Below are 22,566 nucleotides of genomic sequence, written 5' to 3'. Positions count from 1 at the left end.
GTACCATTCTTTTGCGGATACGAGAAGGTTATTTTTAGAAAAGAAAGGGCGTGAAGTCTAGTGAATCAGGCTTTTCCGCAAGAAAAAAAGAGTATCTGAAGATGATCAGACACTCCTTTCCTTTGTTTTCGCATGCGAGCGGACCGCCCATAAAAATAACGCGCCAAACAGAAAAATGCCGGCAGTGACATAAAAGACAGCTGGAATCCCGTAATGACTCGCCACAATGCCGCCGATTACCGGACCGACGACATTCCCAAGAAAGCGGAAGCTGACATTGTATCCGAGCACTTCCCCTTGCATAGAAGCAGGTGCTTTAATCCGGATATACGCCGTCGTACACGGAATAATTCCGCCAAGTGCCATCCCGTATAGGAAACGGAAAATGACTAACATGACGTACGAATCCGCCATCGCTTGCGGGATGAATAAAATAGAGGAGAGGATGAGAAGGGCAAGCAGCACCTTGTCGTGACCAATTCGATCTCCGAGATCTCCCCATTTTCTCGTAAACAGCAAATTGCCAAGTCCAGTTGCAGAAAATGCTAGCCCCGCATAAAAAGCGAGATTGACAGGACCATGTAAATCATGAATGTATAAAGCCAAAAGCGGCTGAATGCTAAAGTTCCCTACTTGTGTAATAAACGTTAAAAGCATCGTGACGACAAGCAAAGGCTGTTTGAAAATGTGAAAGAGTACATCCTTCCGTGAGTAAGAAACACGCTTTGCTTCTTTTGATCGGATCGGCTGTTCCTTCACTCCGAAGATAATCACAATAGCTGACACATAAATGACAGCCGCTGTCAGGAAAAACGTATAAATAAATCCGACGCTGTCTGCCATGAATCCACCCATTAATGGACCAAACAATCCTCCGGCAACATTACTCATCTGCATCGTTCCAAGGGTTTTACCGGCAGTTGCCTTTTCGGTCTGTGCAGAAATCAGTGCCATTGAAGTCGAGATAAAGCCTGTGACAAGCCCCATGAAGAGCCTTAGTGCGAATAGCTGATACACAGTGTGCACAAGCCCCATTAGTAGAATACTTGTGGCGATGCCAATTCCGTTAATTAATAAAATCTTTTTATAGCCATGCCGGTCGCCAATCCGCCCCCAAATCGGAGAAATCAGGAAGGCTGTTAAAAACGTGACCCCAAAGACATAGCCGCTCCATCTTTGAACAAATTCATTTGAATAGCTGCTATCAAGAGATTCTATGTAAAGTGATAAAAAAGGGACGATCATTGTAATGCTCGCAGATACAAAAAAGTTCACAAACCACATGATGTACAAGTTTTTCTTCCTGTTTGTGATAGAGATCACCTTCTTTATTTATTTCGTGTTCCTTAATAATTATAAAGGAAAATAAACGATCTTTCATCAGATGAATAGGTTGGGCATAGTGAATCTGCATTATTTTCACAAAAATGAAGTGATTTCAAGGTCCGTCTTAATATAATGGTATGAGAATGAAAAGCTGACGAAAAAGTGAGGTGAAACTGGTGGAACAGAAGACGGTGCTTGTGGTCGATTTTGAATTTACGATGCCTGATGGAAAATATCATCCGCAAAATTTTTTTCCTGAAATTATTGAAGCTGGGGTAGTGAAAGCAGCAGATGAAACGATCATAGACACATTCTCTAGCTACGTCAAACCGAAAAAGTTCCCGAAGCTGACGAAGCGCTGTAAATCTTTCCTCGGAATTACGCAGGAGGATGTAGAGAGCGGAATTTCATTTGAGGAATTTATCGAGAAGCTCGTGTCACTTGATGGGGGAGAGAATTGTGAAATTATTACGTGGGGCAACATGGACATGAAGGTATTGAAGCAAAATTGTATGCTCAATCACATTGCCTTTCCTTTTAAGGGGAAGCTGAGGGACCTGGCCTTTGAATATAAAACCTTTTTTGGTGACCGCACACTGACAGGGCTTCGAAAAGCAGCAAAGGAATACGGCAGTGAAGGAGCTGGTAAGCATCATAAAGCACTCGATGATGCCATGACGACTTATCAGCTGTTAACCCTTTTTGAAAAAGACAGAGCCTATGTGGAAAATCCGCAAACAACCAAAATTGGTGAGCTGATCGATTTCTCACATTTTTTTGATTCGGCTGATTAGCGGACGTCTTCTGGAAAATAATCTTTCTCAAGAGAAGATAGGCACGCTCTTGATTTTTCAGCCCATTTGGAATCATCCGCACGGAGTGCTTGTTTCAATTTATCTACAGCTTCTTTCAGTGACTCTTCATAATCAGGGATATCGCCATCATAAGGCTTCACCATATGATGAGGGATATTTGTCTGTTCTCTATAGGCCAAAGCCCGCCTCTCTTGGAAAAAAGGCACGTCTGCTTCTTTCGGATGATGCAGGTCGCCTTGAGTGGGATGTGTCAGAACGGCTTTTACTTGAACGAGATAGGTCGATGGTTTCACTGCTGTCACTTCCCCAACGTATACACCTGTTTTATAAAAACCTTTCACAACTTGTCCAATTTGAATGTCTGTCATGTGAAATTCCTCCATTTCCTTCTCATAGGAAGGTATTTCATTTCTTTTAGCCAATATAGTGAAGTAAACGAGCAAAAGGGGGAATGGCGAGATGTCATTCATCGTACTTTTTCTACTATATTTTCCTGAAGATAAAAGGGAGTACATCCCAGCGGCTATCACCACGGTGATTTTCTTTATTGCTGCGTTTATTTGTTTTCGTCTCATCGTTCGTGCGTCTAAGAAGCAGGAGCAGATAGATGAAAAAAGAACAAAAAAAATGGATTAATCATTTTCTTCTTGTATCTTCAGGAAATTTCACGGTGACGGTTGTTCCAGACTGCAGCGAGCTTTTGAAACGAATCGTTCCATGGTGATTTTCAATAATTGAAAAAGTCACTGTCAGCCCAAGTCCAGTCCCTTTATTTTTCAAGGTGTAATAGGGTTCGCCAAGTTTTTTCATCTGACTTTCTGTCATACCTACACCGTTATCAACGAAATAAAGGCAGATTTTATGATTTTCTTTTGAAGCAAAAAGTTCAATTTTCCCTTCATGTTCAGGAGCTGCTTCAATTGCATTTTTGATTAAATTAATCATGACTTGCTTGATCTTCGTTACGTCACCTTGAATGTATAAGTCAGGTTCAATGGATTGATGAATCGTGACCGATTTAAAATTCGCATAGGATGTCATCAGTGATGCACATTCCTCAAGTAATTTAGATAGATTGAGAGATTCAATTTGATAGTAGTTTTGTTTTGCAATGTCAAGATAACTCGTGATAATGTCCTGCGCCCGGTCTAATTCGGACAGAACGAGATTTTTATAATCTTTATTGGCAGGTGGCTCTTTTGTATGATCACTCGAAAAGAGCAATTGAATAAAGCCTCTCACAACTGTCAGCGGATTGCGTACTTCATGGGCAACGCTTGCAGCAAGTTCACTTACAATGGTCAGTTTTTCTGACTGGACAAGCTGTGATCTCATTTCCGCATTTTCCTTAACGAATTCAATGGAATAGATACTGAGCACAAGAAAGAATATGTAGTAAAGAGTTGAGAAAAATAACTCAAGGAGCTTTTGCTGCATAATAAAAGCTGGGCTGTATGCCATTAAGCTGACCGCAAGCAGTCCAATGTAAATAAAGAATCCTTTGGATAAACCGATAAGCACTCCGTAAAACAGCTTATTTGGCTTCGAATATTGATGCCATTTTCGGTAGAACAGGAATGGGATAAAAAAGTAAATTGGGACAACGATGAGTCCAATCCATAAGAAAGAGCCGTACATCACGAATTTGACAATGATGCTTATCAAGATGGCAACGATCCCCGCCATGTATCCTCCGTATAAAATAGCAAGCACAAGGGGAATGGATTGAAGCCCAGTCTGCAAATCTAAAATCGAACCAACTGGATACATAATACATAGTGCTGAAGAGATGGATGCGAATACTGTGATGAGCAGTTTATTCGTTTTTGGGAAATGAGCAGGGGTCCGGCTTAACCATAGCGCATGATATAAAAAGATTGGAAATAGAATAAAAGATACATGGAGCAGAAAATCCTTGAACATTTCCATTTAAATGCTCTCCTCGTAAATAATTGTAATTCCTCTCATTATATCATTTCATGTACAAAGTAGATATGATAAAAGGAGGGTTTTTTTCTTTAAAAAGAACACCCGTTAGGATGTTCTTTCTATCGTATAGGTCTTATTCAGCTGATAGCGTGAACGCTTGGTGGAGACGTTTCAGTCCTTCTCTGACTGTTGCAGCAGGACAGCCGAGATTCATCCGAATAAAGCCGTCTCCTTCGTGTCCGTACACGTGGCCAAGCTCTAGGATTACTTTCCCTTTTTTCAGCAGATTCCGTTTCAATTCCGCTTGACTGAATTGATAATCCCGAATGTCCAGCCACAATAAATAAGAAGCATCTGGTTTCATATAACGCATATTTGGAAGATTTTCATCGATATAGTCCATCGCCGTCTTCATATTGCCTTCGAGATAAAGAACAAGGGCATCAAGCCACTCATCCCCGTGGCGGTATGCTGCTTCCATCGCTGGAATCGCAAAGGCATTCAGTTTGGACAGTCCGTTTCTTTGCACTTCATTGTTGAAAAGAGTTCTTTTTTCTTCATCTGAAATGATAATAGCAGAGGCCTGGAGCCCCGCTAGATTAAAGGTTTTACTCGGCGCAATACACGTTACCGTGATATGTGCAATGTCGTCAGAAAGGCTGGCGAAGGGCACATGCTGCTTTCCGTAAAGCATCAAATCCGAGTGAATCTCATCTGAAACGACTGTGACTCCATGTTTTACACATAGGTCTCCGACTCGCTTTAATTCTTCTTTTGACCATGCTCTTCCGGACGGATTATGCGGATGGCAAAGGAACATGAGCTTTGCTTGTGGTCTGCTCAGTTTTTTCTCTAAATCATCAAAATCCATCATATAGCGGTTGTTTTCTATTTTTAAAGGATTGGTTGAGACTGTACGTCCATTTCGCTCAATCATTTGATAAAAAGGTGTATACACTGGTGACTGTATAACTACTTCGTCGTGCGGTGCTGTAAAGGCTTGAACAGCAAAACTAAGTGCCGTTACGATTCCTGGTGTGAAGGTGACGGCATCTGTCTGGATTGTCCATCCATGTCTTCTTTTGAGCCAGCCAGCGACTGCCTGCTGCGTATCCTGATCCTGAAATGCATAGCCAAATACACCGTGATCTAATCGCTCTTTCAATGCATCAAGGACGACCTGCGGTGCTTTAAAATCCATATCGGCCACCCACATCGGAAGGGCATCTGTTGTCAGGAACAAAGACTCTGCCTGATCCCATTTCACTGATTTTGAACCTTTACGTATGATCTGTTCGTCGAAATTCATGAAACCCACCTCTAGCTGTTTTTCAACCATTCTTGGTTGTGCTAAAATAAACATCACAAAATTTATTATAAGCGGTGATACCGATGAAAGATAGTCAAGCTGTAGAAGAGATGATTCAATTCATTAAGGCATGGGACCCTTTTCATTATGGAGAGGATTTTTATGAAACGGAGCCTGCTGACGTCATCAGTGCATTATACGACGCAGAAGACCCGTTATCTTTAGCAAAAGAGATTCAAGCCATCTACCATCACTCATTTGAACAGCTTCTTCCGATAGAGAGCTGTCAGCATATAGCAAATCAGCTTTTTGTCATACGAGACAGCAGCTCCTGTTCACGCTAAGACAGGCTGAAATGTCCGATTTGATCAGACACAAAGACCGGATTTTCCTCAGGAATGAGGTGCCCGGTTTTTTTTAATGCATGTAAGGTCGAATTTGGCAGATCTTTGTGCAGTCTTTCGCCTATTTGAATGGGAACGATTCGATCTTCCTCGCCCCAAATGAGCAGCACGGGTGTTTCCATTTTCTTTAAAACGTCCGAGGTTAAATCTCCTTCCCGGTGCCGAATCAAACGAAATATCCCCCGAAAGATTTGATCATCTGAAAATGGCTTTAAATATCCGTCGACCATCTCTTGATCAATGATGGAATGATCATGCACAACAGCCGTTAAATTTTTCATAATGCCCTGCTTTAAAAGCTTTCTTTTTAGATACAGATAAAAATAAGGAATATATGTGCTGTAAACAAGTGATCTTTTTGACTTATTCAAATAGCCTGAGCTGCACAATAGAACCGCCTTTTCAAATAGATCCGGCCGTTCAGTAGCAGCGTATAAGGCGATTTGTCCGCCCATTGAATGGCCCACTAGAATTGCATGCTGAATCTGTAAATAACCAGCTAGCTCTATAATAATTTTCCCCATGTTGCGATAGCTGTAAATAAACGTATTCGACTTCTCGGACTGTCCAAATGGCGGCAGATCAATCGCAATTAAATTGAAGTCCTGTTTCAGAAGCGGGATGAGCTTTCGATAGCTGAAGGTAGAAGAGAAGAGACCGTGAATTAAGATCAATGTCTTCTTGCCTTCATTTGGATAGTGCTCGTAATAGATATCTAAACCGAATGCACTTTTCATATAAGCTGGCTGAACAATGTCCACATTCTTCACTCCGATACTTGATACTCTCTCTGTTAGGTGACTGTATTGTACCCTAAAAAGTGGATTTTAAGCTATCATTAGAATCTTTTCCCTGCTTAGCATAATGGGAAAAACGTGCTATAATGTTCAGAAGATTTTTTAAAACTAGCTTTTATAATCTGAGGTGTGAAATCAAATGAAACTAACAGAAAAAGAAACTGAAATATTAGAGATTTTAGATGAAAACAGCCGCGCCGATTTAAATACAATTGCAAAAATGGCAGGCGTGACAACAGAAGAAGCCGAAGCCATCATTCAAAAACTTGAAGATCAAAAAGTTATTATTGATTATTCAACCATGATTGACTGGCGAAAAGTGGATGGTCATGAAGGCGTTACAGCAATGATTGATGTAAAAGTGACACCAAAAAGAGGCGTCGGATTTGATGAAATTGCTGAACGGATTTATCGGTTTCAGGAAGTGGAGTCTGTCTATCTCATGTCAGGTGTTTACGATCTTTCCGTTGTGATCCGCGGAAGATCAATGTCTGATATTGCCCGCTTCGTATCTGAAAAATTATCGACACTTGATTCCGTTGTTTCAACAACTACCCACTTTATTTTGAAAAGATATAAACATGATGGGAAAGTGTTTGAAACAGGAGACGATGACAAAAGAATCGTGGTGTCTCCTTAAATGAAAAAGTCTTATTTATCTGAAACGGTACAAAGCATTCAGCCGTCAGGTATTCGGAAATTCTTTGATTTGGCTGCCACAATGGAAGGGGTTATCTCCCTTGGTGTCGGCGAGCCGGATTTCGTGACAGCTTGGAATGTCAGAGAAGCAAGTATTATGTCATTAGAACAAGGGCTGACCTCTTATACGGCGAATGCAGGCTTAATTTCTTTGCGAAAAGAACTGAGCCACTATTTATATAAGCGGTTTCACATTGATTACAGTCCAGAAGAAGAACTCATTATTACAGTTGGCGGAAGCCAGGCACTTGATTTGGCCTTTCGTGCGATTTTAAACAGCGGGGATGAAGTGATCATTCCAGAGCCTTGTTTCGTAGCATACGGGGCACTTACGACACTAGCAGGCGGAGTGCCTGTCTATTTAAGTACAACCGCTGAAAAAGATTTCAAAGCAGATTCTGCTGATCTTCGCACAAAGCTGACGCCGAAGACAAAAGCCATTTTGCTTTGCTCGCCATCAAATCCGACTGGGTCTGTTTATTCAAAGGAAGAGCTTGAAGATATTGCTCAATTTGCGAAAGAGCATGACCTGCTCATTATTACGGATGAGATTTATGCAGAGCTGACGTACGATGAAGCTTTTACAAGCGTCGCAGCTATTCAAGATATGAAGGAAAGAACGATCTTGATTTCAGGCTTTTCCAAAGGGTTTGCCATGACGGGCTGGCGTTTAGGATATGTGGCCGCACCACCTGTACTGCGGGATGCCATGCTGAAAATACATCAATATTCTATGATGTGCGCACCGGCGATGGCACAATATGCGGCAGAAGAAGCATTAAAAAATGGGCTTGAAGATGTAGAGAAAATGAAGAAAAGCTACAGAAGACGCCGTAATTTGTTTGTCGGGTCCCTGAATGAACTAGGACTCACATGCCATCAGCCAAACGGAGCGTTTTACGCGTTCCCATCGATTAAAAGCACAGGCATGACATCAGAACAATTTGCTGAGGAGCTGCTCCTAAGTGAAAAAGTCGCTGTTGTTCCTGGGAATGTATTCGGACCGAGCGGTGAGGGTCATATCCGCTGTTCATATGCTTCGTCACTTGATCATCTTCAGGAATCACTTTCAAGAATTCAGCGCTTTTTGCAGGCTCGACAAGTGAAGGAAGAAGCATCAGCCATATTAAAATAAAAAAAGGCATCAATCCAAATGGACTCATGCCTCACAAATTAGGGGGGAATACTAGAAAGCATTCTTGTTTTCAGGTATTCCCCCTTTTGTTCTCATCTAAACCCATTTAAAAAATATTTTGCGTAACTGCCCGTTCTGTGATATAGTTTTTAATTGCGTATAAACGAATATTAAAACATTTATTTAGGAGTTGTTATCATGGCGACAAAGTTTGAAGTAGGCAGTGTTTACACTGGTAAAGTAACAGGATTACAAGCGTATGGTGCGTTTGTTGCATTAGATGAAGAAACTCAAGGACTTGTGCATATTTCTGAAGTAACACATGGCTTTGTAAAAGACATCAACGAGCACCTTTCAATTGGTGACGAAGTACAAGTAAAAGTTCTTTCTGTTGATGAAAATGCAGGTAAAATCAGCCTTTCTATCCGTGCGACACAAGAAGCACCTGAAAGAAAAGAAAGCAAACCAAAGAAACAAAGACCACAGCAAGTGAAAGAAGAAGCTGCTGCACCACAAGGTTTCAATACGCTTAAAGATAAACTTGAAGAGTGGATTGAGCAATCAAACCGTAAAGACCTTATCAAGAAATAATAAAAAAGCACCGCTTCAAACGGTGCCTTAGATTGTAGACAAAGGGCTAAAATGATCTTGATTTTAGCCCTTTGTCTTTTTTTTCAGCGTGATAGAAAACCTTTGAAGTCTAGGAATGGCGGGCACTGGAGCGAATTTAGAATTCGTGAGCACCAGCGCGCAGACCTGACAAAGAATGCGAGGGTTTGTCTACACGCTGAGGCTGCCTCATGTAGGCAGCCTTTTTTATGTCCTTTTATTTAACGAACTTCTGGGTTCGGCTCGTCACGGCGAACAGCTTCTTCGCTTGGTTTGAACAACAGACCAAGGTTGACAAGACCTGCAATTCCAACAAGACCATAAATAATACGTGATAATGCAGAACCTTGTCCGCCAAAGATCGCTGCTACTAAGTCAAATTGAAAAAAGCCGATTAGTCCCCAGTTAATAGCACCGATAATCGTGAGCACGAGGGCAATACGCTGAATAGCACTCATCGTGATTCCTCCTTTCGCTACAGCATCAATACATTTATATTTTGCAGATTTTTAGCCAAACTATGCGTAAGAAAATGGATGAAAGCAAATTACTTTACTTTTGGAATGAATGAGGCGCATAATGTAGCGCGAGGAGGAGATCACATGGATCGATTTACTTATTGGAACCCAACGAAATTAATTTTTGGAAAGGGAGAAGTATCAGCCCTTTCAGATGAACTCAAACACTACGGAAAAAACGTATTACTTGTATATGGTGGAGGCAGTATTAAACGAAACGGCCTTTATGACCAAGTTGTCAGCATCCTAAAAGAATCAGGAGCTGCAATCACTGAACTTGCTGGTGTAGAGCCTAACCCGCGCTTAACAACAGTAAGAAAAGGGGTAGAGCTTTGCAAAGAGAACAACATTGATTTTATTTTGGCAGTTGGCGGCGGCAGTGTCATTGATGCCACAAAAGCAATCGCAGCTGGTGCGAAGTACGATGGAGATGCTTGGGATATCGTGACACGCAAACACGTCCCAATGGAAGCTATTCCGTTCGGTACAGTGTTAACACTTGCGGCAACAGGCTCTGAAATGAACTCAGGATCAGTTATCACAAACTGGGAAACAAATGAGAAGTATGGCTGGGGAAGTCCAGCAGTTTTCCCGAAATTCTCTATTCTTGATCCAGTTAACACATTCACTGTGCCTAAAAACCATACGATTTATGGCATGGTTGACATGATGTCACATGTGTTCGAACAATATTTCCATCACACAGAAAATACACCTTATCAAGATCGTATGTGTGAAGGACTTCTTCGCACTGTCATTGAAACGGCACCGAAGTTGATCAACGATCTAGAGAACTACGAGCTGCGTGAAACGATTTTATTCACTGGCACAATTGCACTTAATGGCATGCTTTCAATGGGGGCACGTGGTGACTGGGCATCTCATAACATTGAGCATGCAGTATCTGCTGTCTATGATATTCCTCATGCAGGCGGTCTTGCGATCTTGTTCCCGAACTGGATGAAACATGTGATTCAAGAAAACCCAGGCCGTTTTAAACAATTAGCGGTGCGTGTATTCGATGTAGATCCTGCGGGCAAAACAGACGAAGAAGTTGGCTTAGAAGGAATCGACAAGCTGTCAGCTTTCTGGACAAGTCTTGGTGCACCAAGCCGTTTGGCGGATTATGACATCAACGATGAGAAAATTGATTTAATTGCAGACCGTGCAATGGCACGCGGTGAATTTGGTCAATTTAAAAAGCTGAACAAAGAAGATGTTTTAGCCATTTTGAACGCTTCTTTATAATTGAACAACAAAGGGATAGCTGCTTGCGGGCAGTTATCTTTTTTTGAGTTCATCGTGTACATATGTTACAGTAGTCTTTCATGTTTTTGGATATATTCGTTGTAAGGAGATGTTTCAACAGATGGAGAATTTTATTTACTATAATCCAACAAAATTGATGTTTGGAAAAGGACAGTTAGAAGGACTCAAAAGCGAACTCGCTCGTTATGGAAAACGAGTGTTACTTGTATATGGTGGCGGCAGCATTAAGAAAAATGGTCTTTATGACAAAGTCATCAGTGCGTTAAAAGAAGCAGATGCTGAAGTATTTGAGCTGTCTGGCGTTGAACCAAACCCGCGCCTCACAACAGTGAAAAAGGGAATTGATATCTGCCAAAAGGAGAACATTGATTTCTTATTAGCCGTTGGCGGCGGCAGTGTGATCGACTGTACAAAAGCGATAGCAGCCGGAGCAGAGTATGACGGTGATGTGTGGGATATTATTTCAAAGAAAACAACCGCTCAAAAAGCGCTGCCGTTTGGCACAGTGCTGACACTTGCAGCAACTGGTTCAGAAATGAACCCGGATTCAGTCATCACAAACTGGGAAACGAATGAAAAATATGTGTGGGGCAGCTCTGTCACTCACCCTGCTTTTTCAATTCTAGACCCTGAGCATACGTATTCTGTGCCAGAAAACCAGACGGTGTATGGTATGGTCGATATGATGAGCCACGTTTTTGAGCAATACTTCCATAATGTGAAAAACACGCCTTTACAGGACCGGATGTGTTTTGCTGTTCTTCAAACGGTCATCGAGACAGCACCAAAACTGCTGGAAGACTTACAAAACTATGAGCATCGTGAAACGATTCTCTATGCAGGAACGATTGCTTTAAATGGCACGCTGCAAATGGGTTACTTTGGCGACTGGGCGTCCCATACGATTGAGCATGCTGTATCGGCTGTCTATGACATTCCGCATGCAGGTGGGCTTGCTATTCTCTTCCCAAACTGGATGCGCCACACGCTCGATCATAATGTGGAACGCTTTAAAAACCTTATGCTGAACATGTTTGACATCGAAACAGAAGGAAAATCAGATCGTGACATCGCATTAGAAGGAATCGACAAACTGTCAGCTTTCTGGACTAGCCTTGGTGCACCAAGCCGTTTAGCTGATTATGACATTGGTGAGGATCAGCTGGACAAAATTGCCGACATTGCAGCAAAAGAAATGGAATACGGTGGTTTTGGAAACTTTATGAAACTTAACCGTGATGATATTCTAGCGATTTTGAAAGCTTCTTTATAATCCAGATTGCCGCTTTTCATCCAGAGAAGCGGCTTTTTGCTATGCCAGTGACGATCACTTGATTTCAATAGCTAGTTCCGCTAAAGTGAAAGGGACAGAACTAACGTAATGGAGGGCTTACAAGCGATGACACATATTCAATTTGACTACTCGAAAGCGTTACCTTTCTTTCAAGAACATGAGCTTACATATTTAAAAGATTTTGTGAAGGTAGCCCATCATAATATTCATGAACAAACGGGTGCAGGCAGTGACTATTTAGGCTGGGTGGACTTGCCGAAGCAATATGACCGCGAAGAGTTTGCCCGCATTAAAAAAAGTGCAGACAAAATTAAGTCTGACTCTGACGTCCTGCTCGTCGTGGGAATCGGCGGGTCATATCTAGGTGCACGTGCGGCGATTGAATTTTTGAACCATTCTTTCTATAACACTTTGCCAAAAGGCAAGCGCAAGACACCGCAAATCATTTTTATTGGAAACAACATCAGTTCTTCTTATTTAACAGATGTGATGGATCTATTGGAAGATGCAGATTTCTCCATTAATGTGATTTCAAAATCTGGTACAACAACAGAGCCAGCCATTGCGTTCCGCATCTTTAAAAAGCTCCTCATTGAAAAATACGGTGCTGAAGAAGCGAAAAAACGTATTTATGCGACAACTGACAAGGCACGCGGTGCATTAAAAACATTAGCAACTGAAGAAGGCTACGAATCATTTATCATCCCTGATGATGTTGGTGGACGCTATTCTGTATTAACAGCAGTCGGTCTTTTGCCAATCGCTGTGAGCGGTGCAGACATTGATCAGATGATGGAAGGTGCGGCAAAAGCAAGCGAAGACTTCGCTTCATCTGAGCTTTCTGAAAATGCGGCTTATCAATATGCTGTCGTCCGCAATGTCCTTTACAATAAAGGCAGAACGATTGAAATGCTGATTAACTATGAGCCAGGCCTGCAATATTTCGCAGAATGGTGGAAGCAATTATTTGGTGAAAGTGAAGGGAAAGATGAAAAAGGAATCTATCCTTCATCTGCTAACTTCTCAACAGATCTTCATTCACTTGGCCAATATGTTCAAGAAGGAAGAAGAGACTTGTTTGAAACAATCGTCAATGTAGAGAAGCCTCGACATGAGCTTGTAATTGAAGCAGAAGAACAAGACCTTGATGGCTTGAACTATCTAGCAGGAAAAACGGTTGATTTCGTCAATAAAAAAGCATTTGAAGGAACGATGCTTGCCCATACAGATGGAAAAGTACCGAACCTTATCGTGACAATTCCTGAGATGGATGCTTATACATTCGGATACCTCGTGTACTTCTTTGAGAAAGCATGTGCGATGTCTGGATATTTACTAGGCGTCAATCCATTTGATCAGCCTGGAGTAGAAGCTTATAAAGTGAATATGTTTGCTTTACTAGGAAAACCAGGCTTCGAAGAGAAAAAAGCAGAGCTTGAAAGCCGTTTAAAACAATCATAAGAACAAAAAGCACACCTTCCCATAAAGGTGTGCCTTTTTTGTTTTCTTCAGATTCCTGTGCAAGCTTTCCTATGTTCTGTACATAGAATAATGAATGGAGGAGGGTGAAAAATGAGGACGAACCATATTTATATTCATGATATTTCTGGTCAGGCGATCGTGAACTTTGGCAATGTCGGACGCATTTGTTCTAAGAGTGCTACGAAGGAAACAGCAGGTTCCGGCAGTGATAACGAGACGAATCAATCAACCAATCAAAGCTTATTTGATGCCGCGTTTACAAACAATGTACAAATCACGAGAGGCAAATGTATGAATTCCTCTCTTTAACGAACCCTAATACAAAAAGGAGGGTTTCGTATGATTCATGTACCATCCAGGCTGCCTGGTGAAAGCTTTTCACTTTACCATTTAGAAGAAACGATGAAGCCGCTCGGTTATGTCATTAATGGGAACTGGGATTATGATCACGGGTATTTTGATTATAAAATTGATAACCGTGATGGCTATACCTTTCTCAGAGTTCCTTTTACAGCCGAGAAAGGCCAGCTCGATCAGCCTGGTGTTGTGGTGAAAATGGGACATCCATTTCTCTTAAAGCATGTATATCAAGACAAGTTAGATGATCATGCGATGGTTGGAAATGTGGGCGCATCCTTTAACCAATTCCAAGAACCAAAAGAGAAAGATGGGGATGTATCAAAGGCTTATGCTGAGATTGGCTTTTCGCTCGTCAAGGAATTAGAAGACGCACTGCTTTAAAGGCTGATCAGTTCATCCTCTGGATGAAGCTCATAGCCAAAGGGAGGATTCATCATGGGTCCTTCTTTTTTTTGTACGCCGACGATGATCACATGATGCTCTAAAAAATGATGGAGCGCTGTTAAAAAGGTTTCTCCAGCCAATGAAGCCGGTACAGGTATGATGGTAACGTTTTTATGCAAGGTCATTTGTCGTTTTTTTGTTAATGCCGTGAGTTGTTCCTTTATTAGAAAATGTTCAACCATTAAATGATTGACAGCATCAGAGGTATGAATGACTTGGTTGGCACCAGCACGCTCGGCATTTTTCACGTAACGATCTGTTAAAATTTCAATTAAACAATATAGCGAAGGATTTAATCCTTTTGCTGCAAGCAAGGTTAAAACACTCTGCATATCGGCTGTCACTTCATTTTCATGCTGATCTGCGGTAATCATGAGTGCATCTGCACTGGTAATGTTGGCTTTGCGCAGTGTGACGTCTTCGGTCCCGTGTCCTTTAATAAAATGAACATTCTCTAAAAGAGGCCCCTCTTTCAAGGAATCATCAATCAGCACAATCGGCATAGCTGGATCAATCGTTTGAAATGACTGAAGCAGTTTGTTCGTTTTCTCATTCCAGCCGACGATAATGAGATGTCCTTTTCCCTTAAAGGCTACCTTGCCCTCCACATAATGGTGCTGCTTACTGAACACAGCGGCGGCAAGTGTGGCAAAATAAGCGGTGACAAAGCTGGCTCCGATAAAAATGAGCGCCATACCTGCCACCTGCCCTGGCGTGGTTTGCGGCACAAAATCTCCGTAACCAACCGTAGAGACTGTAATAAGCGCCCACCAGATCCCATCAAAGATCGTATGATACTGCTTCGGTTCAAGTAAAACGATTAATTGTCCAAAAAAGAGAAGCAAGAAACAGATGATGATGGCAATTCGAAGATAAAGCGGCCACCTTAGCCAAGCAATAAAGATACGGTTTGATTTCATCGGACTCTTCCTTTCAGGAGACTGCTAATGTCAGTATGCCCGATTGGGAACACATTTTTTCATCTTTGTCATGTATTGAAATAGAACCCATATCTTAAAATAAGGGAGAAGAAGGAGGGAATTCGAATGTCGTTTGTTCAAAAGACCGTACTTCTTTTTATTGGTGTGCACTTTTTATCATCAGCTGTCATCTTACTCGTGTTTGATTTAAATGCTGTGAATCATTTTATGAATGATTTTTCATGGCTGCACTTTTTTCAAGACCTTTATGGTACGGGAACCTTTTATACAGCTTGCTTAGGTGTGTTCTTCTTTTTCATTGGTGCGGTTATCCCCCTGAAAAAGACCTAGTGCTTTTTGCTGTACATGGTACATAAAAGTCATTAAAATTGTAAATAAATATATAAAATAAAAGGAAGCTGATGAGCATGCTGTTTTTTTATTTTTTAACATTTGCCGCATTGGGATTATCATTTTGGGCACAATTTAAAGTGAAGAATAATTTTGAAAAGTATTCAAAGGTTGAAGCATCCAGTATGAAAACAGGTGCTGAAACCGCTCGATATATTTTAGATCGCAACGGGTTATACGACGTGCCTGTTGAACCGGTAAGAGGAACTTTGACTGATCATTACGACCCGACGCAGCGTGTGGTTCGTTTATCTGAACCTGTGTACTACGGCCATTCCATTTCGGCCATTTCAGTCGCATCACACGAGGTTGGACATGCCTTGCAGCATCAGGAATCCTATGGTGCGCTTGTTTTGAGACATAAGATCTTTCCTGTCGTGAACTTTGCATCTGGTGTTGCTCCGCTTCTTTTCCTTGGTGGAATTTTGCTCAGCAGCCTTAACTTAATCGGGCTTGGGATTATTTTGTTCTCAGCAGCTGTATTCTTTCAGCTTGTGACATTGCCTGTCGAGTTTAATGCAAGTTCTCGTGCAAAAGATATCATTGTTTCAGAAGGAATCATTAGAAGCAGTGAAGAAAGAGGCGTGAACAAGGTGTTAAATGCTGCAGCTCTGACGTACGTAGCAGCGGCCCTTGTCTCCCTGTTTGAATTGCTCCGTTTTGTAATGATCTTCCTAAATGGCCGTAATGATTAATTGATGCCAGAGGAGGTGAGCCCTTACCAGTGTTAGGTAAGGGTTTTTTTGTATATTTTAAACGTATTTTTAGTCATATTACTCATTGCTGCGACAGCATTTTTTGTTGTCACTGAATTTGCGATTGTGAAAATTAGAGGCTCTAAAATCAACCAGCTGATCGAAAGCGGTGATAAGAGAGCCATCCATGTTCAAAAGCTGATATCAAATCTCGACGAATATTTATCCGCCTGCCAACTTGGCATTACCATCACGGCCTTAGGCCTAGGGTGGCTTGGTGAACCGACGGTGGAGCATTTTCTGCATCCGCTGTTTGAAAAAATCGGGCTTCATTCTGCATTGACTGACATCCTTTCGTTTATCATCGCATTTGTGATCATTACGTTTTTACATGTCGTGGTGGGAGAGCTCGCGCCTAAAACAATTGCCATTCAAAAGGCAGAGGCCGTCAGCCTTGTGACAGCAAAACCACTCATCTTTTTCTATAAAGTCATGTACCCGTTTATTAAGGCATTAAATGGGGCTGCACGAAGCATCGTGAAATTATTTGGTTATCATTCTGTCAAAGAACATGAAGTGGCGATCAGTGAGGAGGAATTGCGACTCATTTTATCTGAAAGCTATGAGAAGGGTGAGATTAACCAATCTGAGTACAAATATGTGAATAAAATCTTTGAATTTGATAACCGAGTGGCGAGAGAGATCATGATCCCGCGTACAGAAATTTCAGCCATAGAGATTGAACAGACCTTAGAAGACGTGACCCATTATATGCTGAACGAAAGGTACACACGCTACCCTGTTATTAAAGAAGACAAAGATCATGTGATTGGTGTTATTAATAGCAAAGATGTATTTAAGGCCAGCTTCCTAAATCAAGATGTATCGATTGAAGACTTAATGCGTCCGGTGATCCGAGTCATTGAAAGCACCCCTGTTCAAGAATTGCTCATTTTGATGCAAAAGGAACGAATCCATATGTCAGTGCTTGTAGACGAATACGGAGGTACAGCGGGACTTGTCACAGTAGAGGACATATTAGAGGAAATTGTCGGAGAGATTCGAGATGAATATGATCAGGATGAAACACCTCATATCGTTAAAAAAGGTGATTTTCATTATGTGATGGATGGGAAAGCATTGATTGATGAAGTAAATGATTTATTGGATTTAGCCATTGAGAATGATGATGTTGATACAATTGCAGGCTGGATGATGACACATAAATTTGATTTTGACATTGGAGATACGATTGAAGCAGAAGGCTGTGAATTTACGATCATTGATGCTGAAGACCACCATATTCGAACCATTGAAGTCAAAAAGGTTCACTTTTCTTAAAAACCTCGCATTGCTTGACGAGGTTTTTTTGCTTGGTAAACTTTAGATAAGAAGATTTGTTTCACATAAAAAGGGTATGGTTTTTATAGAAACGTCAAAAAGGAGCAGCTCATATGGAAAAAATCAATGTACAAACAGACAGACGCGATGACATGATCGACGTCACACACGAGGTTCTCCAATATGTCAGGGAAACAGGCATACAAAACGGAACTGTCATCGTCTATTGTCCACATACGACAGCTGGGATCACCATTAATGAAAATGCGGATCCAGATGTGAAACGGGATATGCTTCGCCGGCTGGATGAAGTCTTTCCGTGGAAACATCCAAAGGATCGCCATATGGAAGGAAATACGGCAGCACATATGAAAGCGAGTTATATGGGGGCGTCTCAGCATGTTCTCATTCATGATGGAGATCTTGTGCTAGGCACGTGGCAGGGAATCTATTTCTGTGAGTTTGACGGGCCGAGGCAGCGTCATTTTTATGTACAAGTGATGTCAAACGAGTAAGAGATGGGGGAAATAAATGGGGGATATCAAAAAGTTGCAAATCGAACATGGAATCATCCAAGCGCCAATGGCAGGAGGAGCTGTGACACCGCAGCTGGCAGCCGCTGTTTCAAATTACGGAGGGCTTGGCAGCCTGGCAAGTGGATATGTGCAGCCTGACGATTTGAGACAGCAGATTAGACAGATCAAACAGCTGACATCTCGTCTGTTTCAGGTCAATGTGTTTGTACCAGAGCCAATTCCAGATGTGAAAAAAGAGGATGTGGCATTTTGGGAGAAGAGACTGCCTGTATGGCCCGAAGCTCATAGGATGCCAAGCGAAGAAGAATTGTGGGATGATTTTGAACAGAAAATCAACATTCTTCTGGAAGAAGACGTTCCGATTGTTTCCTTTACATTCGACTGTCCAAAAGAACAAACGATTCACCGCCTAAAACAAAAGGGGATCTTTTTAATCGGAACGGCCACAACAAAAGAGGAGGCACTGCTTTTAGAGGAAAAAGGAATGGATGCCATTGTTCTGCAAGGAAGTGAAGCAGGGGGGCACCGCGGCACATTTTTACGTGCAAAAGGAGACGCTCTGCTGGGACTCATCAGCCTGATCTCAGATGTCAAACGGGTCTGCCGCTTGCCTTTGATTGCCGCAGGAGGCATCACGGACCGATCAGGTGTCAAAGCAGCGCTGGCGCTTGGAGCAGATGCGGTTCAAATCGGTACACGGTTTTTAGCCAGCAAGGAAAGTGCTGCGGCAGAAGTATATAAGAAGGCTATTTTACAGGCAGAAGGCAGTGAAACAAAGGTGACCAGACTTTTTTCTGGGAAAAGAGCGAGAGGTATTGTGAATCAGTGGATGGAGGATGAAAGCCTGCATGAAGATCGGGTTCTTCCTTATCCAGTTCAGCATGTATGCACAACACCGATGCGAAAAGCAGCTGCTGCCGGCGGTAACCCTGATCAAATGGCTTTGTGGGCAGGACAGGGGGTTGGACGTATTCACTCGATTTTAAGCGTTGAAGACATCATGCACGAACTGACGCAGATATAAAAATCATGATGGGTGGTGTGACAGGATGGACATCTTAAAACATTCCTACCGAAAAAAAGGCCAGATTGAATTTTGGTTTGATGATTTCCCTCATTCTCCTGCTGTCCTTACGCCCATTCGTCATTACTATTTTGTTCGCTACGTGAAATGGAGCCGGCACGACTCGCCGGTTACAAGAAAAGATTTAGAAGAAATGGAGGTCCTTGCGAACACGATGCTTGGCACACTCCAAAATTATCGTAAACGCAAGGCATACAAAAGCCCCTTGTCATAACCAAGAGACAAGAGGCTTTTTTTAGCTGCCAAACATTTGCCTGAGATAAATGACATCCATTCGTGTAGTCTGCGGTAATAAATAAGCGGATTGAACCGCACCTGGCCGTCTTCTCTTATTTAGTTTGTCGATAATTTCTGCCGCTGTTAAAATTCCAAGCCCGTGACCGTAATATTGATCTTCTCCTAAGTAAATCACATTTTCTCCGCGCCATTGCGACTGCTGATAGCTAAACTCTGGATTTTCGAAATATAGACAATCCCCATAGATAAAATCATTCCCGCGCTCTGTATAAATCGACAAAGTATCATAGTGCCAGTCATACAGTGTTAAACTGCGAAGTCTCCGATTAAACTTCTCCTCTCCTACTGTTTGCAAGACCCCCATATAAAACACAATGACAATTGCCGTTGCACATTCAAATGCATATTTTGAACCATTTTCAAAAATGTCTTTAATGCCTCTAGATGGCTCCACTTGATAGCGCAGCTCTAGTGCTCCTGCTTCCGATACTCGCCAAAACGCATCATTTGCACGCGATCTTTGAAAGATGGCAAATGAGGCACCGCTTTTATTCAAATCTCTTGCAGCATTCATAATGTTCGATCTTAAAGTGACCTCAAATAGCAAATCAGATGCTTGCCTATAGCGGAACGTATCATTTGAGGCTTGTAACTGCATCAAAATGCTCCGCTTTTGTCCCTCTAGCTGAAACGATGCCAGCTGCTCATTTGTCACTGGCTGTCCTGAAAGGATAATCATATGAAAAGCGCCCCCTTTTGTATTAGCGTATGCAGGGTGCTTGGGCAAGGAATCAATTTGTGAAAATAAACAAAATAGCATCCTTTTTATTTGAAAAACATGAAAATACTATGAAGATGTCCGATATAAAACATATCGTTTAAAAGGAGGAAAAACATGAAAAGTGCAATAAAATGGTTGAAAAAACCATCGATTTCCAAGAGACTGATTATTTCATTCACACTTGTTCTCGTCTTGCCAATCATTACACTTAGTACAATTTCATATCAGATTGCCAAAGAAGAATTAGATCATGAAATCATGTACGGAGCAAAAGCAAGAGTCAATGATATGAATGACATGATCGAGCAAAAGCTTTTGAATAAAGAAAACGCGGTGAAACTTTTTACTCAAACAACTACTGCTGCAGACTTTAAAAAGAAAAACCAGGACGAACTGTATGAGCATTTCGAAATATACAGCAAAATCAACGAAGATGATGTAGTTGGATTTTATGCAGCAAGTAAAAATCGTGATTTCATTCAGTTTCCTAAAGTAGACATGCCAAAAGGCTATGACCCAACAACACGCGATTGGTATCAGCAAGCGATGCAGGATGAAAAAGGTGAGCCAGTTGTCACCAATCCATACATTTCTGCTACAACAAACGGCATGGTGGTCACAATTGCCCAGCGCCTGAAGGACGGGTCGGGAGCAATCGGAATCGACATTGATGTGCAAGACATTGTTGATAAAATCAAAGAAATTAAAATTGGACGAGAAGGATATCCAATTATTGCAAATAAAAGCAAACAAATTGTAGCCCATCCAGAAGAAAAATCAGGATCTGAAGTCACTGGAAATATTTCATCAATCCTTTACAGCGGCAAAGAAGGAACATCAACTTATGAGAATAAAGGAGAACAAAAACGTATCGTTTTTGTCACAAATGATTTAACAGGTTGGAAAATTGCTGGAACGATGTTTGTATCAGAAACAGAAGAAGCAGCACAGCCAGTTTGGAATTCTGCCATTATTCTTTTAATTTCTTCATTTATCCTTGGCGGTGTCGCTATCTTCTTCATTGTTCGCTCGATTACCATTGGACTGAGAAGGCTTGTTGATTTCTCAGAAAAGGTGAGTGAAGGGGATTTAACAGAAACCCTGGAAACCAAATCGAAGGATGAAATAGGAGATCTCACAAGAAGCTTCAGCAAGATGAGTGAATCTCTTCGTGACGTCATTCGCGCTGTACAGCAATCTGTCGACAACGTGGCTTCGGCTTCAGAGGAGCTGACGGCAAGTGCCAGCCAAACGAGTCAAGCAACAGAGCATATCACGATGTCAATTGAACAATTTTCAAATGGAAATGAAGCACAAAACGAGAAAGTCGAATCCAGTACGAATCAGCTTGTGGCAATGAACGAAGGATTACAAGATATGTCACAAACCTCATCTGAAGTGGCTGCTGTCTCACTTCAATCAACAGAGGCGGCTGGTCAAGGCGGACGCATTGTTGAAAGCACAGCGAACCAAATGAAACATATTGATACATCTGTACAAGAAGCAGAACAGGTCATGAAAGAATTAGAATACAAGTCTAAAGATATTACGAGTATTTTAAATGTCATTAACGGCATCGCGGATCAAACAAACTTACTTGCGCTTAATGCAGCAATTGAAGCAGCAAGAGCAGGTGAATCAGGACGCGGCTTCTCCGTCGTTGCAGAAGAAGTGAGAAAACTAGCTGTCCAATCCGCAGATTCAGCGAAAGAAATTGAGAAGCTTATCCAAGAAATTGTGTTAGAAATTGCTAAATCTCAAGATATGTTCAAAGCAGTCAATCGAGAAGTAAATGCAGGACTTGGTATGACAGAAGAAGCAAAAGAAAGCTTCCAGCACATTTATGAGGCGGCAGAAGGAATGTCGAAAAAACTGTCGCAATTAAACGATACAGCTATTGACCTATCGAGCGGTTCAAAGCTTGTTTCACAAGCGATGCAGGAGATGCGCCAAGTCTCAAGAGAAAGCGCAGCAAACATTCAGGACATTGCGGCTTCTGCAGAAGAGCAGCTAGCATCTATGGAAGAAATCACATCTTCTTCTGTGACACTTGCCAACATGGCGGAGGAACTAAAAGAGCTCACAAGTCAATTTAAAATTAATTAAATAATGATGAAAAAGTATCCAGAATTGTCTGGGTATTTTTTTTATTTTTAAACCTCATTTCCAGT

At 41.7% G+C, this 22,566-nt stretch carries 26 protein-coding genes; 18 read left to right on the top strand and 8 right to left on the bottom strand.

The genetic code is table 11. From position 1 onward, the window contains the following. Nucleotides 1-105: 105 nt before the first annotated feature. Entirely contained in the window at nucleotides 106-1,284 is a 1,179-nt protein-coding gene (locus NSU11_RS15310; RefSeq protein WP_220396324.1) for an MFS transporter, read from the bottom strand. Nucleotides 1,285-1,502: 218 nt separating this feature from the next. On the opposite strand from NSU11_RS15310, the gene kapD reads away from it, so the two are divergent. Continuing rightward, nucleotides 1,503-2,120, top strand: coding sequence for a 3'-5' exonuclease KapD (kapD, locus tag NSU11_RS15305; protein WP_025094192.1), 618 nt, complete (start codon nucleotides 1,503-1,505; stop codon nucleotides 2,118-2,120). On the opposite strand, the gene NSU11_RS15300 is transcribed toward kapD, so the two are convergent. Next, complete coding sequence (locus tag NSU11_RS15300; protein WP_025094193.1) at nucleotides 2,117-2,509, bottom strand: kinase-associated lipoprotein B; 393 nt, start codon at nucleotides 2,507-2,509, stop codon at nucleotides 2,117-2,119. The two genes, kapD and NSU11_RS15300, sit on opposite strands and share 4 nt — an antisense overlap. A gap of 91 nt (nucleotides 2,510-2,600) precedes the next feature. Between NSU11_RS15300 and NSU11_RS15295 the strand changes: the two genes are divergently transcribed. After that, nucleotides 2,601-2,777 (top strand): hypothetical protein, encoded by a 177-nt coding sequence (locus NSU11_RS15295; protein WP_171464640.1) that lies wholly within the window; start codon nucleotides 2,601-2,603, stop codon nucleotides 2,775-2,777. Here the strand turns inward: NSU11_RS15295 and NSU11_RS15290 are convergent, their stop codons facing one another. Then, a complete protein-coding gene (locus NSU11_RS15290) occupies nucleotides 2,778-4,070 on the bottom strand; it encodes a HAMP domain-containing sensor histidine kinase (protein ID WP_075621907.1) in 1,293 nt (430 codons plus the stop codon). A 133-nt stretch (nucleotides 4,071-4,203) separates the two neighbouring features. Further along, nucleotides 4,204-5,379, bottom strand: coding sequence for a MalY/PatB family protein (locus NSU11_RS15285; protein WP_056765917.1), 1,176 nt, complete (start codon nucleotides 5,377-5,379; stop codon nucleotides 4,204-4,206). An 83-nt stretch (nucleotides 5,380-5,462) separates the two neighbouring features. Here NSU11_RS15285 and NSU11_RS15280 point away from each other — a divergent pair, with 83 nt between their 5' ends. Further along, nucleotides 5,463-5,723 (top strand): YugE family protein, encoded by a 261-nt coding sequence (locus NSU11_RS15280; protein WP_024423298.1) that lies wholly within the window; start codon nucleotides 5,463-5,465, stop codon nucleotides 5,721-5,723. Here NSU11_RS15280 and NSU11_RS15275 read toward each other — a convergent pair. Then, nucleotides 5,720-6,544 (bottom strand): alpha/beta hydrolase, encoded by an 825-nt coding sequence (locus tag NSU11_RS15275; RefSeq protein ID WP_044332465.1) that lies wholly within the window; start codon nucleotides 6,542-6,544, stop codon nucleotides 5,720-5,722. The two genes, NSU11_RS15280 and NSU11_RS15275, sit on opposite strands and share 4 nt — an antisense overlap. Nucleotides 6,545-6,719: 175 nt before the next feature. On the opposite strand from NSU11_RS15275, the gene NSU11_RS15270 reads away from it, so the two are divergent. The 3 genes from NSU11_RS15270 (at nucleotide 6,720) to yugI (ending at nucleotide 9,005) form a co-directional block, all read left to right on the top strand. Continuing rightward, nucleotides 6,720-7,220 (top strand): Lrp/AsnC family transcriptional regulator, encoded by a 501-nt coding sequence (locus NSU11_RS15270; protein WP_003213765.1) that lies wholly within the window; start codon nucleotides 6,720-6,722, stop codon nucleotides 7,218-7,220. Beyond that, complete coding sequence (locus NSU11_RS15265) at nucleotides 7,221-8,414, top strand: aminotransferase (RefSeq protein WP_024423296.1); 1,194 nt, start codon at nucleotides 7,221-7,223, stop codon at nucleotides 8,412-8,414. It abuts the gene before it with no gap. Between the two features lie 198 nt (nucleotides 8,415-8,612). After that, nucleotides 8,613-9,005 (top strand): S1 domain-containing post-transcriptional regulator GSP13, encoded by a 393-nt coding sequence (yugI, locus tag NSU11_RS15260; RefSeq protein WP_008345795.1) that lies wholly within the window; start codon nucleotides 8,613-8,615, stop codon nucleotides 9,003-9,005. Between the two features lie 239 nt (nucleotides 9,006-9,244). Here the strand turns inward: yugI and NSU11_RS15255 are convergent, their stop codons facing one another. Beyond that, the gene (locus NSU11_RS15255) at nucleotides 9,245-9,481 is read right to left on the bottom strand and encodes a DUF378 domain-containing protein (RefSeq protein WP_003212952.1); all 237 of its coding nucleotides are present in this window, start codon (nucleotides 9,479-9,481) and stop codon (nucleotides 9,245-9,247) included. A 144-nt stretch (nucleotides 9,482-9,625) separates the two neighbouring features. Between NSU11_RS15255 and NSU11_RS15250 the strand changes: the two genes are divergently transcribed. The 5 genes from NSU11_RS15250 to NSU11_RS15230 all read left to right on the top strand — a co-directional run bounded on the left by NSU11_RS15250 (nucleotide 9,626) and on the right by NSU11_RS15230 (nucleotide 14,327). Then, on the top strand, nucleotides 9,626-10,789 hold the full coding sequence (locus NSU11_RS15250; protein ID WP_024423295.1) for an iron-containing alcohol dehydrogenase: 1,164 nt from the start codon (nucleotides 9,626-9,628) through the stop codon (nucleotides 10,787-10,789). 121 nt (nucleotides 10,790-10,910) lie between these two features. Then, nucleotides 10,911-12,083 carry an iron-containing alcohol dehydrogenase gene (locus NSU11_RS15245; RefSeq protein ID WP_024423294.1) on the top strand — a complete coding sequence of 391 codons (1,173 nt, stop codon included), beginning with the start codon at nucleotides 10,911-10,913 and terminating at the stop codon, nucleotides 12,081-12,083. 126 nt (nucleotides 12,084-12,209) lie between these two features. After that, nucleotides 12,210-13,565 (top strand): glucose-6-phosphate isomerase, encoded by a 1,356-nt coding sequence (locus tag NSU11_RS15240; RefSeq protein WP_024425924.1) that lies wholly within the window; start codon nucleotides 12,210-12,212, stop codon nucleotides 13,563-13,565. Between the two features lie 111 nt (nucleotides 13,566-13,676). Then, the gene (locus NSU11_RS15235; protein ID WP_024423292.1) at nucleotides 13,677-13,895 is read left to right on the top strand and encodes a spore germination protein; all 219 of its coding nucleotides are present in this window, start codon (nucleotides 13,677-13,679) and stop codon (nucleotides 13,893-13,895) included. A 30-nt stretch (nucleotides 13,896-13,925) separates the two neighbouring features. Further along, nucleotides 13,926-14,327 carry a YugN-like family protein gene (locus NSU11_RS15230; protein ID WP_024423291.1) on the top strand — a complete coding sequence of 134 codons (402 nt, stop codon included), beginning with the start codon at nucleotides 13,926-13,928 and terminating at the stop codon, nucleotides 14,325-14,327. On the opposite strand, the gene NSU11_RS15225 is transcribed toward NSU11_RS15230, so the two are convergent. Further along, the gene (locus tag NSU11_RS15225; protein ID WP_206534358.1) at nucleotides 14,324-15,310 is read right to left on the bottom strand and encodes a potassium channel family protein; all 987 of its coding nucleotides are present in this window, start codon (nucleotides 15,308-15,310) and stop codon (nucleotides 14,324-14,326) included. The two genes, NSU11_RS15230 and NSU11_RS15225, sit on opposite strands and share 4 nt — an antisense overlap. Before the next feature lie 126 nt (nucleotides 15,311-15,436). Between NSU11_RS15225 and NSU11_RS15220 the strand changes: the two genes are divergently transcribed. The 6 genes from NSU11_RS15220 to NSU11_RS15195 all read left to right on the top strand — a co-directional run bounded on the left by NSU11_RS15220 (nucleotide 15,437) and on the right by NSU11_RS15195 (nucleotide 19,591). Beyond that, nucleotides 15,437-15,661, top strand: coding sequence for a hypothetical protein (locus tag NSU11_RS15220; RefSeq protein ID WP_024423289.1), 225 nt, complete (start codon nucleotides 15,437-15,439; stop codon nucleotides 15,659-15,661). A gap of 80 nt (nucleotides 15,662-15,741) precedes the next feature. Next, nucleotides 15,742-16,416, top strand: coding sequence for a zinc metallopeptidase (locus NSU11_RS15215; RefSeq protein ID WP_024423288.1), 675 nt, complete (start codon nucleotides 15,742-15,744; stop codon nucleotides 16,414-16,416). A gap of 48 nt (nucleotides 16,417-16,464) precedes the next feature. Further along, a complete protein-coding gene (locus tag NSU11_RS15210; RefSeq protein ID WP_024423287.1) occupies nucleotides 16,465-17,757 on the top strand; it encodes a hemolysin family protein in 1,293 nt (430 codons plus the stop codon). A 113-nt stretch (nucleotides 17,758-17,870) separates the two neighbouring features. Further along, a complete protein-coding gene (locus NSU11_RS15205; protein ID WP_342493654.1) occupies nucleotides 17,871-18,272 on the top strand; it encodes a secondary thiamine-phosphate synthase enzyme YjbQ in 402 nt (133 codons plus the stop codon). A 16-nt stretch (nucleotides 18,273-18,288) separates the two neighbouring features. Then, nucleotides 18,289-19,317 (top strand): nitronate monooxygenase, encoded by a 1,029-nt coding sequence (locus tag NSU11_RS15200; RefSeq protein WP_206534359.1) that lies wholly within the window; start codon nucleotides 18,289-18,291, stop codon nucleotides 19,315-19,317. 25 nt (nucleotides 19,318-19,342) lie between these two features. After that, on the top strand, nucleotides 19,343-19,591 hold the full coding sequence (locus tag NSU11_RS15195; RefSeq protein WP_024423284.1) for a hypothetical protein: 249 nt from the start codon (nucleotides 19,343-19,345) through the stop codon (nucleotides 19,589-19,591). 21 nt (nucleotides 19,592-19,612) lie between these two features. On the opposite strand, the gene NSU11_RS15190 is transcribed toward NSU11_RS15195, so the two are convergent. Continuing rightward, nucleotides 19,613-20,353 (bottom strand): protein-glutamine gamma-glutamyltransferase, encoded by a 741-nt coding sequence (locus NSU11_RS15190; RefSeq protein ID WP_024423283.1) that lies wholly within the window; start codon nucleotides 20,351-20,353, stop codon nucleotides 19,613-19,615. Nucleotides 20,354-20,509: 156 nt separating this feature from the next. Between NSU11_RS15190 and NSU11_RS15185 the strand changes: the two genes are divergently transcribed. Then, on the top strand, nucleotides 20,510-22,501 hold the full coding sequence (locus NSU11_RS15185; RefSeq protein ID WP_122632091.1) for a methyl-accepting chemotaxis protein: 1,992 nt from the start codon (nucleotides 20,510-20,512) through the stop codon (nucleotides 22,499-22,501). The last annotated feature ends 65 nt before the right edge of the window (nucleotides 22,502-22,566 follow it).

Origin of the sequence: Bacillus sp. FSL R5-0712 (genome assembly GCF_038593285.1) — a bacterium.
Lineage (GTDB): Bacteria > Bacillota > Bacilli > Bacillales > Bacillaceae > Bacillus > Bacillus safensis.
Note: the sequence above shows the minus strand (reverse complement) of the source record. Positions and strands in the feature narration are given on the sequence as shown.